This window comes from Cystobacter fuscus, assembly GCF_002305875.1.
Lineage (GTDB): Bacteria > Myxococcota > Myxococcia > Myxococcales > Myxococcaceae > Cystobacter > Cystobacter fuscus_A.
In genome coordinates this window covers 721,814-735,349 of the sequence record NZ_CP022098.1, presented here as the reverse complement: position 1 = coordinate 735,349, position 13,536 = coordinate 721,814, and the positions used below count along the sequence as shown (strand labels likewise).

Annotated in this window: 6 protein-coding genes and 1 pseudogene; 4 read left to right on the top strand and 3 right to left on the bottom strand. The window is 68.0% G+C overall.

What is annotated here, in order from left to right; translation table 11 throughout:
- Window positions 1-58: 58 nt before the first annotated feature.
- Both CYFUS_RS03115 and CYFUS_RS03110 read right to left on the bottom strand, forming a co-directional pair.
- On the bottom strand, window positions 59-1,990 hold the full coding sequence (locus tag CYFUS_RS03115) for a potassium transporter Kup (protein WP_095983868.1): 1,932 nt from the start codon (window positions 1,988-1,990) through the stop codon (window positions 59-61).
- A gap of 237 nt (window positions 1,991-2,227) precedes the next feature.
- Window positions 2,228-4,123 (bottom strand): bifunctional acetyl-CoA hydrolase/transferase family protein/GNAT family N-acetyltransferase, encoded by a 1,896-nt coding sequence (locus tag CYFUS_RS03110; RefSeq protein ID WP_095983867.1) that lies wholly within the window; start codon window positions 4,121-4,123, stop codon window positions 2,228-2,230.
- A gap of 244 nt (window positions 4,124-4,367) precedes the next feature.
- Here CYFUS_RS03110 and CYFUS_RS03105 point away from each other — a divergent pair, with 244 nt between their 5' ends.
- The 4 genes and pseudogenes from CYFUS_RS03105 (at window position 4,368) to CYFUS_RS03095 (ending at window position 10,344) form a co-directional block, all read left to right on the top strand.
- Window positions 4,368-7,313, top strand: coding sequence for a PAS domain S-box protein (locus CYFUS_RS03105; protein WP_232537330.1), 2,946 nt, complete (start codon window positions 4,368-4,370; stop codon window positions 7,311-7,313).
- A 224-nt stretch (window positions 7,314-7,537) separates the two neighbouring features.
- Window positions 7,538-7,876: pseudogene (locus CYFUS_RS03100) on the top strand (alcohol dehydrogenase catalytic domain-containing protein); the annotation flags it as partial.
- 2 nt (window positions 7,877-7,878) lie between these two features.
- Complete coding sequence (locus CYFUS_RS50280) at window positions 7,879-8,016, top strand: hypothetical protein (protein WP_157758209.1); 138 nt, start codon at window positions 7,879-7,881, stop codon at window positions 8,014-8,016.
- A gap of 330 nt (window positions 8,017-8,346) precedes the next feature.
- Window positions 8,347-10,344, top strand: coding sequence for a glycoside hydrolase family 88 protein (locus CYFUS_RS03095; protein WP_232537328.1), 1,998 nt, complete (start codon window positions 8,347-8,349; stop codon window positions 10,342-10,344).
- On the opposite strand, the gene CYFUS_RS03090 is transcribed toward CYFUS_RS03095, so the two are convergent.
- Entirely contained in the window at window positions 10,341-13,529 is a 3,189-nt protein-coding gene (locus CYFUS_RS03090; RefSeq protein WP_095983864.1) for an efflux RND transporter permease subunit, read from the bottom strand. The two genes, CYFUS_RS03095 and CYFUS_RS03090, sit on opposite strands and share 4 nt — an antisense overlap.
- Window positions 13,530-13,536 lie beyond the last annotated feature (7 nt).

Here is a 13,536-nt window from a genome sequence, read left to right as displayed (position 1 = left end):
AAGCCCTCCCGAGCTGTTCAGCCGTTGACGGAACGGAGGTACCGGCGTCCGCTGGTGGCTACAGCTCCACCTGCGCGCCCAGCTCCACCACGCGGTTGGGGGGAATGCGGAAGTAGGACGTCGCGCTGCGCGCGTTGCGGCTCATCCACGCGAACAACGCCTCGCGCCACATGGCCATGCCGGGCTTCTTGCTCGGAATGAGCGTCTCGCGCCCGAGGAAGAAGGACGTGCCCATCAGGTTGAACTGCAACCCCTTCTCGCGCGCCCGCTTGAGGATCTCCGGGATGCTCGGGTTCTCCATGAAGCCGTGACGCGAAATCACCCGCACGAACCCCGCCTCCAGGCGGATGACCTCCACGCGGTCCTCCGGGGGCACGTGCGGCACCTCCTCGGAGGCGATGGTCAGGAGCATCACCTGTTCGTGCAGTACCTTGTTGTGCTTGAGGTTGTGCAGGAGCGCGGGCGGCGTGCCCTCGGGGTTGCCCGTCATGAAGATGGCCGTGCCCGACACGCGCACGGGCGGGTGGTCGCCGAAGCTCTCCAGGAGCTGGGTGAGCGGGATGCTGCTCGAGCGCAGCCGCTGGGCCAGGATGTCGCGCCCCCGCTTCCACGTCGTCATCAGCGTGAACACCGCCAGGGCGAGCAGCAACGGGAACCAGCCGCCCGCGGCGATCTTCACCGCGTTGGCGCTGAAGAAGGACAGGTCCATGATGGCGAAGAGGCCCGCCACCGGCAGCGCCACCGCGCGCGACACGTTCCAGCGCTCGCGCGCCACCACGTACGCGAGCACCGTGGTGATGCTCATGGCCGTCGACACCGCGATGCCGTAGGCCGCCGCCAGGTTCGTGGAGGACTTGAAGCCGAGCACCGTCAGGATGACGCCCACGAGCAGCGCCAGGTTGATGCCCGGCAGGTAGATCTGCCCCCGCTCCTCCGCGGACGTGTGCACCACCTCCAGGCGCGGGCTGTAACCGAGCTGGATGGCCTGCTGGGTGATGGAGAACGCCCCGGAGATGAGCGCCTGCGCGGCGATCACCGCCGCGCCCGTGGACAGGGCCACCAGCGGGTAGAGCGCCCAGTCCGGCGCCAGGAGGAAGAAGGGGTTGCGCGCGGCGTTGGGATCGCGCAGGAGCAGCGCGCCCTGCCCCATGTAGTTGAGCATCAGCGACGGGAGCACCACCCCGAACCAGGCCAACTTGATGGGCTTCGCGCCGAAGTGGCCCATGTCCGCGTAGAGCGCCTCGCCACCCGTCACCACCAGGAACACCCCGCCGAGCGCCAGGAAGCCGTGCCCCTTGTTGGCCAGGAAGAAGTTCACCCCATGCAGGGGCGACAGCGCCCCCAACACGGCCGGATACGTCACCATCTCCTTCACGCCCAGCACCGCCAGCGTGAGGAACCACAGGAGCATGAAGGGCCCGAAGATGGCGCCGATGCCGGCCGTGCCATGCCGCTGGATGAGGAACAGGCCCATCAGGATGAGGATCGTCAGGGGACGGATGTAGGCCTCGAACATGGGCGTGGCCACGCTCAGGCCCTCCACCGCGCTGAGCACGGAGATGGCCGGTGTGATGAGCCCATCTCCATAGAGGAGCGCGGCGCCGAACAGGCCGAAGGTGATGACCACCGGCCGCACCTTCACCTCCTCGCCCCGCTTGCGCTGCATCGCCAGCGCCATGAGCGCCAGGATGCCGCCCTCGCCCCGGTTGTCCGCCCTCATCACGAACACCAGGTACTTCACCGACACCACCATGATGAGCGCCCAGAAGATGAGCGACAGCACCCCGAGCACGTTGTCATGCGTCGGCGCCACGCCGTGCTCACCCGTGAAGCACTCGCGCAGCGCGTAGAGCGGGCTCGTCCCGATGTCTCCGTAGACGATGCCCAACGCCGCCATCGCCAGCGCGGCGAGGCGTTTGTTTGAGTCCGGAGCACCCGGAACGGAGGGCACGGAGGGCACGGAGGACAAGGAGGGAGGTGATGCACTCATGGGCGCTCCTCCTAGCCCAACCCCAGCCCGGGAACAGCAGATTGCCACCCTTCCGTCACCTTGAATTCCAGGAATACTTGAATAAGACCCCGGTTTTGTCACTTGGAGTCCGTCTCCAATTCACTCCGTGAGACAAATGGACGGTGAGTGGCCGGGTTGTCCGGGCGGAAGCCACGGGCCATGGGCGCGCGATGCGAGGGGGACCCGCCGGAGTGGGCGGAGGAAGAACCGGTCGGCTCAGGTGTGGACGGCGCCCGTGGGTCGGGCCGCATGGCGAGAGGCCTCGCCCCCGGGAAAGAGCAGCTCCAGGTGGTAGCAGCCGTCCTCCAGGCGGGCCTGCACGGTGAGCCCGCTCTCGTGGAAGACGTCGAGCATGGGCTTGTTCACCACCAGCACGTCGGCCTGGAAGCCCGGAAGGCCCCGGGCCTGGGCGGCCTCGCGGATGCGCTTCATCAGCGCCGTGCCCACCCCCTTGCCCTGCCAGTCGTCGCGCACCACGAAGGCCACGTCTCCCAGCCCCGTCGAGGGCACCACGTCGTAGCGCACCACGCCCACCAGCTCGTCCGTCCCCGGCACCCACGCCACCAGGGCCATGTTCTGCTCGAAGTCCGGGTTGACGAGCTGCTGCACCTCCTCGTGCGGGTGCCACTTCTTGAAGCCCATGAAGCGCCGGTACGTGCTGTCGTCGCTCAGCCCGTACAACAGCTCCTGCATCGCCCGCTCGTCGGTGATGCGCGCGGGGCGGATGAGCAGCTCCTGCCCGGAGAGGATGCGCTCCACCCGCTCCTCCGTCCACGGGTAGCGGGCTCGCGGAACCACCTGATCCGGCAGCACCCAGTGCCGCGCCTTGGCCGCCGCCATCAACTCCGCGCGGAAGTCCGGGTGGGCGATGTGGATGAGCGCCTTGGCGCGCTCGCGGATGTCCTTGCCCCACAAGTCCGCCACCCCGTACTCCGTCACCACGTAATGCACGTCCCCCCGGCTCGTCACCACGCCAGTGCCCCCCTCCAGCGCCACCTGGATGCGGCTCATCGTGCCGCCCTTCGCCGTCGAGGGCAGCGCGATGATGGGCCGGCCTCCCCGGCTGCGCGCCGCGCCCCGGATGAAGTCCACCTGCCCGCCAATGCCCGAGAAGAAACACCCGCCCAGCGTGTCCGCCGCCACCTGCCCGGTGAGGTCCACCGCCAGGGCCCCGTTGATGGCCACCATCCGCTCGTTCTGGGCAATCACTCCCGGCTCGTTGGTGAAGTCACTCGGCCGCATCTCGATGGCCGGGTTGTCGTGCGCCCACTCGTACAGCCGCTGGGTACCCATGATGAAGGACGTCACCAGCTTGCCCGGCAGCAGCGTCTTCGCGCGCCCGGTGATGACGCCCGCATCCACCAGGTGCATCACCCCGTCGGACAGCATCTCCGTGTGCAGCCCGAGGTCCGCGTGGTGCGTGAGCTGCGCCAGGACCGCGTCCGGAATGCCGCCGATTCCCAGTTGCAGCGTGGCCCCATCGGGAATCAGGCGCGCGATGTGGCCGCCAATCTCCCGGGACACCTCGTCCTGGGGCTCGAGGGGGCGCTCCAGGAGTGGCTGATCCACCGGTACCAGGCGGTGCAGGCGGCTCACGTGGACGAACGAGTCCCCATGCGTGCGGGGCATGCGCGGGTTGACCTCGGCGATGAGCAGCGGGGCCGCCTCCACCGCCGAGCGCACCACGTCCACCGACACCCCCAGGCTCACGTACCCGTGCCCATCCGGCGGGCTCACCTGGAGCAGGGCCACGTCCACCCGGACGCGATGGCTGCGGATGAGCTCGGGAATCTCCGAGAGGAACACGGGCATGAAGTCCGCCCGGCCCTCCTGCACCGCCTGGCGCGTGTTGGCGCCAATGAAGAAGGCGATGTGCCGGAAGCGGTAGCGATGCTCGGGCTCCACGTAGGGCGCCGGGCCCAGCGTCAGCAGGTGCACCACCTCGTTGTCGAACAGGTGCTCGCCCTTCTCCACCATGGCCTGGACCAGGGTCATGGGCTCGGCCGCTCCCGAGCCGATGAGGATGCGCCGCCCCGGGGGAATCAAGCGGATGGCCTCCTCCGCCGTCGACACCTTGTCCGCGTACCGCACCTGCCAGTCCCGCGGGTCCATGAGTCCTCTCTTCCTGGCGCGCCAGCAGCCTCCATCTGAACGGTGCTGCCGGGAAAAGGCGGTGTCATCTGGTGCCATCCGTGCGCCCCGAAGTGGGCACCCATCGCAACCCGTGCAGGCCTCGCTCTCCTGGAGACTCGGGGGGCAAGCGATCACCTTCCATGAGGTGTTCGGGTCGGGCGCCCAGCCACGTTGAGTACGGCAGTTGCTGCCCACTCCAGGCGACAGGCACTACTCCAGTCTCATGACGACGTCGCATCATCGCGATTCTCTCCATCAGCTCGACCAGGCGCTCGCGCGGTTGGTGCCAGCCGCGAGCGTCCTCGCTGTTCTGGTGGCATCTCTCGATCTGCTCGGCTGGGCTCTGGGCAGCAGGTTCCTCGTCCGGATCGTCCCCCTGCCGGAGGCGGGAATCATGATGCCGAACACCGCGATCGGCTTCGTCCTGAGTGGCACCGCGCTCTGGCTGCTCCACGAAGAAGAGGCGAACCGGCGACGGCGCAGGACAGGTCAGGCCCTGGCGCTCGTGGTCATGCTGTTGGGAGGACTGACCCTCTCCGAGTACATCTTCGGAGTCGACCTCGGAATCGACCACCTGTTCTTCAGCGAGACCGTCAAGCACCTGGCCCCTGCTCTCCCGGGACGGCCTTCGTCCATGAGCGCGCTGAGCTTCTGTCTCATGGGGCTGGCTCTCCTGGTGCTACATGTCAGGACCCGCCGGGGGTGGCTTCCCACCCGGCTCCTGAGCCTGGCCGTCACGCTCCTCTCCGCTCAGAGCCTCATCGGGTACCTCTACCTGGAGGAGAGTCTGTTCGAATCCGAGCGGCTCATTTCCACCGTGCCGCCCTACACCCCCATGGCGGTTCACACGGCGCTCCTCTTCCTGCTGTTGTCGCTCGGCATCCTGTCCGTTCATCGCGAGCATGGACTGACAGGAGTGCTCCTCCGAGACGACCTGGGGGGCATCATGGCCCGCCGGCTTCTCCCAGCCGCCATCCTCACCCCCCTGCTGGTGGGCGGAGTCCGGCTCCTGGGTGAGCGGCTGGGGCTCTACGGGACCACCTTCGGAGTCTCTGTCTTCGTGCTCATCACGATGGCGTCCTTCCTGCTCGTGGTCGTGCGGAATGCGAACGCCCTCTCCCGGCTGGAAGTGCAGCACCGGAACATGGAGCAGTCGCTCCGGTTATCGGAGGCCCGCTTCGCCGGCATCGTCTCCAATGCGGCCGATGCCATCATCTCGATCGACGAGGAGCAGAAAATCACCCTCTTCAACACGGGGGCGGAACGTATCTTCGGCTACTCCACGAGCGAAGCCCTGGGGCGGCCCCTGGACCTGCTCCTCCCCGAGCAGTTCCAGGCCCGCCACAAGCAGTACATCCGGGAGTTCGCGGCCACCGGGAGGACCGCCCGTCAGATGGGTGAGCGGCTGCCCATCCTCGGGCGGCGCAAGAGTGGCGAGGAGTTCCCCGCGGAAGCCACCATTTCGAGGTTGGAGTTGGACGGGACGAGGCTCCTCACCGTCATATTGCGCGACATCACCGTGCGCAAGCGCGCGGAGGAAGGGCTCCGCAACAGTGAGGAGCGCTTCCGGACTGCCTTCGAGGATGCTCCGATCGGCATGGCCCTGGTCGGCCTGGACGGGCTGTTCCTGAACGTGAATGGCTCACTGTGCGAGATCGTCGGCTACTCGCAGAAGGAGCTCCTCACCAAGACGTTCCAGGACATCACCTGGCCCGAAGATCTGGAGCTGGACCTGGCGAACGCGCGGCGCATGCGCCAAGGAGAACTCAGCTCCTACCAATTGGAGAAGCGCTACATCCACAAGGATGGCCACCTCGTGACCATCCTGCGGACGGGCTCGCTGGTGCGCGACTCCCAGGGGAGGCCGCTCTACTACATCGCGCAGATCCAGGACATCTCCGAGCGCAAGCAGCTCGAGCGGGCATGGCGCTTCCTGGCCGAGGCGGGCCCACGGCTCGCGGCTTCGCTCGAGCCCCAGACCACCCTCGCCACCGTCGCGGGGTTGACCGTTCCATCGCTGGCGGACTGGTGTGTGATCGACCTCCTCGGTGAGGACGGGCGGGTGCAGTGGGTGGAAAGCAGGGCGGCCTCTCCAGAGAAGTCACGGGTCCTGCGCGAGATGCTCACCGCCTATCCCCATGAGCCATTGCGCCAGGGACACATTGTCGCCGATGTCCTCCGGACAGGACAGCCGGCGCTCCTCCCGCAGATCCCCGAAGCGGTGCTCGAGGCGACGGCGGAGGACGCGCGTCACCAGGAACTGCTCCACCGCCTCGAGCCCCGCTCGGGCATCGTCGTGCCCCTCGTCGCTCGCGGACGCATCCTGGGCGCGGTCATCCTCACGGCGTCTGAATCCGGGCGCCGCTACGGTGCCCGAGACCTCGCCCTGGCCGAAGAGCTGGCCCGCCGCGCCGCGCTCGCCATCGACAATGCCCGCCTCCACGAGAAGTCCGAACAGGCGACACGCACGCGCGACGAGGTCCTCCGGATCGTCGCTCACGACCTTCGCACCCCCCTGAATGTCATCGCACTGAACGCCGGGAAGCTCCTGAAGTGTCCGCCAGAGAAGAGAGCCACCGACACGAAGCCGCTGGAATCCATACGGAAGGCGGTCGACCGGGCAACCCGACTCATCCAGGACTTGCTGGACGTCGCCCGGATGGAGGCCGGCCGTCTCTCGGTGGACCGCGAACCGGAGCAGACCGCTCCACTCGTCAAGGAGGCCGCCGAGCTGCATCGCACGCTCGTAGAGGAGAAGTGCATCCAGCTCACGGTCACTGTCCCGGAGGACGCTCCAAGTGTCTTCGCCGACCGTGACCGGGTGCTCCAGATCCTCTCGAACCTGCTCGGCAACGCGCTCAAGTTCACGCCCATGGGTGGGCAGATCACGCTTCGGGCCGAGCCGACGGGGAGCATGGTGCGGTTCTCGGTGCGCGACACGGGGTCTGGGATTGCCGAGGAGGATCTGCCCCACCTCTTCGAACCCTTCTGGCAGGCCCCCGCGGGAAGGAAGCAAGGGGCTGGCCTGGGCCTCGCCATCGTGAAGGGGCTCGTTGACGCCCATGGTGGGCACATCTGGGTCGAGAGCAACCCTGGAGTAGGGAGTACCTTCTTCTTCACGCTCCCTACCGCGAGTCCGGCCGAGGAACATCCCACACATCACGCGTGAGATGCACGAATGGGTCATCCCTCCGGGGGGACCCGAGGCCCACCCGAGCGCGGCACCAGCGGAGCATCCAGGGGTCCATCGTCCGCGGAGGCAGGGGGACGTGTGCCGCCCGACGGTGCACGAGCCGGCTCTGTACGGAAGGGCGCGCTCCCTCCTCCGGGACGGATGGGGACGACGAGGTGCGGTGTCACCGTGTGCCCCGCGCCTCAAGGAGGGAGCGAGCCATGCGGGCCAACGTCTTTCGTGGTGTGAATCAATTTGGCATCGAAGAGGTCGAGCACCCCAAGGCGGGCCCCGGTGAGGCGGTGGTGCGGATGACGCTCACCACCATCTGTGGCACGGACCTGCACATCGTGCGTGGCGAGTACCCGGTGAAGCCGGGGCTGGTCATCGGCCATGAGCTCGTGGGAGTCATCGAGGAGCTGGGCCCCGGCGTGGAGGGCTATCAGGCCGGGCAGCGGGTCCTGGTGGGCGCCATCACTCCATGCGGCCAGTGCCGCGCCTGCCTCTGCGGACTGCTCTCGCAGTGCGGACACGGCGGCGGCCACGAGGCGCTCGGCGGCTGATGGAGATGGTGCGCGGCAAGCGGGTGGATCTCACACCGCTGCTCACGCATCACTACAAGCTCGACGATATCCGGAATGCCTATGCTCTCTTCGGCGAGCGGCGCGAGGGCGTCATCAAGGTCGCCATCCGGCCTTGAGCGCCACCCTGAATTGGCGAAGTCCCGGCTGTCGAATCACCCGTGATGCGCGGCCCGGCGGTGTCATGGCATGACCCCCGGTTGGAGGATGGACGTCCTCCCTCCCACCCGGTCAATGGCAGACGGATTCGCGCACGCCATCTTGTCCGCCAATCCACGAGGAGGCGGGGAATGGGTGAAGGGGTGAAAACAAGACACGGTGTCTGTCTTCTCTTTGGCCTCTGTTGCGCGCTGGCCGCGGTTCCGGTGCAGGCTTTCGACGAGGCGGCGGCCTCCCAGACCTTGCAAGTCGTCAGGCGGAAGCTCACACGGACGGCGGCGGAACTCCCCGTGGGTCAGTACCCCAAGAGCTCCCGGCCCGATGGAACCTGGCTGCTCATCCCCGCCGACAACATGATTGGCTGGACGCAGGGGTTCTTCCCCGGTGAACTCTGGCTCATGTACGACCAGTCGAGGGAGCCCGACTGGAGGACGCGGGCGGAGGCCTGGACGCAGCCACTCGAGGTCCAGCAGTACAACGTGCAGACGCATGACCTGGGCTTCAAGTTCCTGCCCAGCTACGGGCTCGCGTACCGGCTGACGAACGACGACTATTACAGACAGGTGCTGCTGCGGGCGGCCGGCTCGCTGGCCTCCCGCTACAACCCCCGGGTGGGCATCATCAGTTGCTGCGACTGGAACCCGGACTGGCACCTGCCGCTGGTCGTCGACACGATGATGAACCTGGAGCTGCTGCTGTGGGCCTCGCGCAACGGAGGGCAGAGCGGCTGGCGGGACATGGCACTCAACCATGCCCTGCGGACCCAGGCGGACATCGTGCGCCCGGATGGCAGCACCTACCATGTGGTGGATTACGACCCGAACACGGGGGCACAGCTCTTCCGGGGCACCTACCAGGGGTACTCGGACACATCCACCTGGGCGCGCGGGCACGCCTGGGCCATCCATGGCTTCACCCTGGTCTATCGGTACACGAGGGATCCACGCATGCTGGAAGCCGCCCAGCACGTCACCGACTACTACCTGGGCCGACTCCCCGAGGACGCCATTCCCAACTGGGACCTCGATGCGCCCACCCCCCAGAAGGACTCCTCCGCGGCCGCCATCATCGCCTCGGCGCTGCTGGAGCTGAGCAACTACGTCCCAGACACGGACAAGAAGGTGGCGTATTGGAACGCGGCCCTCCGGATGCTCGACTCGCTCGGCTCCCCGGCCTACCTGGACACGGCGGACACCAGCCCCGGCATCCTCCTGCATGGCGTGGGCAACTTCCCGGCCGGCCAGGAGGTGGACGTGAGCCTCGTCTACGGGGACTACTACTTCCTCGAGGCCGTGCGCCGCTTCCAGCGTCAGACCCGGCCTCCCCTCCCCTCCGACTGGTACTCGCGCTTCGACTTCGCCGCGGCCACGCACACGCTCGGCGGCGGCAACACCGGGCTCCAGGTGGCCGAGTTCGATGTGACGCCCTTGAACCATCCGCTCGACGCGGTCATCGGCTACGCCGACAGCGCCACCTCCGTCACCGCCTTCTCCCAGCTCTCCATGCTCATCCGCATGAACACGAGCGGACTCTTCGACGTGCGCAACGGGGCCGTCTACGCCGCCACCAACCCCGTGCCCTACGAGGCCCTCTCCACCTACCACGTGCGCATGGTGACCGACCTCGGGGCCGGACAGTACAGCGTCTGGATCACCCCCCCGGGCGGCGCGGAGATCCTCCTGGCGGATCGCTTCGTCTTCCGCTCGGGCGCGCCGCCCATCGATGACCTCGGCCAGGTGGTGCTCAAGAGCGGCGCCGTGGACGAGGAGTACCGGGTGTCCGGCCATACCGTGGGCGGCGTCCGGTCTTCCCAGCCGGGCTTCGCCGCGGGCACGCGCGCGCTCGGCGACGGCAACACCGGGGTCCTGGTGGCCGAGTTCGATGTGACACCGCGCACCCGGCCCCTGGACGGGGTCATCGGTTATGCCGACAGCTCCGCCCGCGTCACGTCGCGCTCCGCGCTCGCCCTGAGCCTGCGCCTGAGCCCGGCCGGCGTCTTCGACGCGTACGACGGCACCCGGTATGCCGCCACCAACCCCGTGCCCTACGAGGCCAACGCCACCTACCACGTGCGCATCGTGGCCGACCTGCCCGCCGGGAGGTACAGCATCTGGCTCGAGCCGCCCTCGGGCCCGGAGGTGCTGCTGGCGGACCGCTTCGCCTTCCGCGCTGGCGCCCCCGTGACCGATGACCTCGGACAGCTCACGCTCAAGAGCACCACCGCGGGCGAGTTCCAGATCGCGGGCCATACGCTGAGGCCCGCCGCGGGTGCGCTCCCGGCGCCCTAGCCCGGTGATGACCCTCCATACGACGCACCCCCTTCGGGAGCGGGAGCGCCCCCCATGGGAGCCGGGGACCTCTCCGGGGAGGCTGGCGTCCGCTCGCGGCCGTCCCTGTCGAACCAGATGTAGACGGAGGGCAGCACCAGCAAGGTGAGCAGCGTCGAGCTGAGCAGCCCGCCGATGACGACGGTGGCGAGTGGCTTCTGCACCTCGGCCCCCGCCCCGCTGGCGAATGCCATGGGGATGAAGCCGAGCGAGGCCACCAGTGCCGTGGTGAGGACGGGCCGCAGCCGCACGTGGGCCGCGTCACGGGCGGCCTGGGCTGGCGAGTGTCCGTCCTGGCGCAGCTTGCGGATGTAGGCCACCAGCACGAGTCCGTTGAGCACCGCCACACCGAAGAGGGCGATGAACCCCACCGCCGCGGAGATGGACAGCGGCATGCCGCGCACGAGCAGGGCCAGCACGCCGCCCGTCACCGCGAAGGGAATGTTGAGGTAGATGAGGATGGCGGGCCGCACCGCGTTGAACGTGGTGTAGAGCAGCACGAAGATGAGCAGCAGGGTGAGCGGCACCACGAAGGCCAGCCGGCGCGTGGCGGACTGGAGATTCTCGAACTGGCCTCCCCAGTCGAGCCAGTAGCCGGGCGGCAGCTTCACCTCGCGCGCGATGACGTCCCGTGCCTCGGTGACGAAGCCCTGGAGGTCCCTCCCGCGCACGTTGGCCTCGATGGTGAGCCGGCGCTGGATGTTCTCCCGGCTCACCTGGGCGGGGCCCTCCTCCACCACCACCCTGGCCAGTTGGGAGAGGGGGATGAGCTGGCCCGAGGGACTGGACACCTTGAGGCCCTCGAGCTGCTCCACGCTCTGCCGGGCGCTGGGCGCGAAGCGAGCCTGGAGGGAGAAGCGCTTCTGCCCTTCCAGGACCGTGCCCACCTCCTTGCCGCCGATGGTCTCGATGGTGTTCAGCACGTCCCGCGCGTTGATGCCGTAGCGGGCAATGGCCTGGCGGTCCACCTGGATGCGCGCGACGGGCAGGCCCGCGACCTGTTCGGCCTTGACGTCGGCGGCTCCTGGCACCTTCGACAGCGCGGCGGCGAGCTGGTCTCCCGTCTTCTTCAGGAGCTCCATGTCCTCGCCGTAGAGCTTCAGCGCCACGTCCGAGCGCACCCCGGAGATGAGCTCGCTCACACGCAGCTCGATCGGTTGCGAGTAGCTGAAGAGACTGCCGGCTACCTCCCTTCTCAACGCCTCGTCGAGACGCGCGATGAGCTCCTCTCGGTCGCTGGCCGTCGTCCACTCCTCGTGGGGCTTGAGCATGACGTAGATGTCACTGATTTCCACGCCCATCGGGTCGGTGGCGATCTCGGCGCGGCCCGTACGGGAGACGACGGTGGTGACCTCGGGGAAGCGCTTGAGCACCTTCTCGATGAGGCCCGTCTGGCGGACGGACTCCTCCAAGGACACCGAGGGAACGCGCCATGCCTGGAGCGCGATGGCGCCCTCGTCCAGCCGGGGGATGAACTCCGCCCCCAGGAAGGGCACGATGGCGAGACTCGCCGCGAGCACCGCGGCGGCGATGCCCACCACGGCCTCGCGCCGCTTCAGGCACCAGTCGAGCGCGGGCTCGTACACGCGACGGGCACCGCGGATGATGAAGCTCTCCTCCTCCTTCGCCTTTCGGGGCAGGAAGAGCGAGGCGATCGCCGGCACGAACGTCAGGGAGAGCACGAACGCCCCCGCCAACGCGCAGATGACGGCGATGGCCATGGGCCTGAACATCTTTCCCTCGACACCGCTGAGGGCGAGGATGGGCAGGTAGACGACGGCGATGATGGCCTCGCCGAACGCGGCGGCCTGGCGGATCTCCACGGCGGAGCGGTACACCACCTCGTCGCGCTCCTCGCGGGTGAGTGGCCGGCCCAGCTCGTGGCTCTTCTCCGCGACGTGCCGCACGGCGTTCTCGATGATGATGAGCGCGCCGTCCACGATGAGGCCGAAGTCGATGGCCCCCAGCGACATGAGGTTGCCGGAGATCCCCAGCGCCCTCATGCCGATGAAGGCGCACAGCATGCAGAGTGGAATCACGCTCGCGACGATGAGGCCGGCGCGCAGGTTGCGCAGCATGAGGAAGAGCACGACGATGACCAGGACACCGCCCTCGATGAGGTTCTTGGCGACCGTGTGGATGGTTTTGCGGACGAGGTCCGTGCGGTCGTAGAAGGTGTCGAGGGTGACGCCTTCGGGCAGGGTGGGCCGGATGGCCTCCACGGCCTCCTTCACGCGGTTGACCACCTCGCGCGAGTTCTCCCCGATGCGCATCATGACGATGCCGGTGACGGCCTCTCCGCGCCCATCGCGGGTGACGGCCCCCTGGCGCACCCTGGGGGCGAACTTCACCTCGGCCACGTTGCGGATGTAGACGGGGACGCCCTGGGGCGAGGTGGCGACGACGATGTTGCCGATGTCCTCCAGCGACTCGACGAGCCCCTCGCCGCGAATGAGCACCTGCTCGGGCCCATGGGTGATGTACGCACCGCCGGCGTTGGCGTTGTTCTCCTCGAGGGCGCGGAACACCTGCGCGAGCGACAGCCCGTAGGCGGTGAGCCTCGCCGGGTCGAGCTGCACCTCGTACGTCTTGAGCTCGCCGCCGAAGGCGTTGACCTCGACGACACCCGGCACGGAGCGCAGCCGTGGCGAAACCTGCCACTCCAGGATGCTGCGCAGCTCCATGAGACTCTTGCCCTCGCCCTTCACCTCGAACTGGTAGATTTCGCCCAGGCCCGAGGAGACGGGTCCCATCTCCGGCGTGCCGTAGCCCTCGGGGATGGCCTCCTTCGCGGCGGCGAGGCGCTCTCCGACGAGCTGGCGGGCGAAGTAGATGTTCACCTCGTCCTTGAAGACGATGGTGACGACGGACAGGCCGAACTTGGAGACGGAGCGGATTTCCTCCGTGTCCGGCATGCCACTCATCGCCGTTTCAATGGGCACGGTGATGAACTGCTCCACCTCCACCGGCCCCAGGCCCGGCGAGGAGGTGAGGACCTGCACCTGGACGTTGGTGACGTCCGGGACGGCGTCGATGGGCAGGTGGCTCAGCGCGCTCAGGCCGGAGCCAATGAGAACCACCGACAGGACGAGGACGAGGACGAGGACGCGGTTCTTGATGGAGAAATGGATGAGCTTGTCGAACATGGCGCCC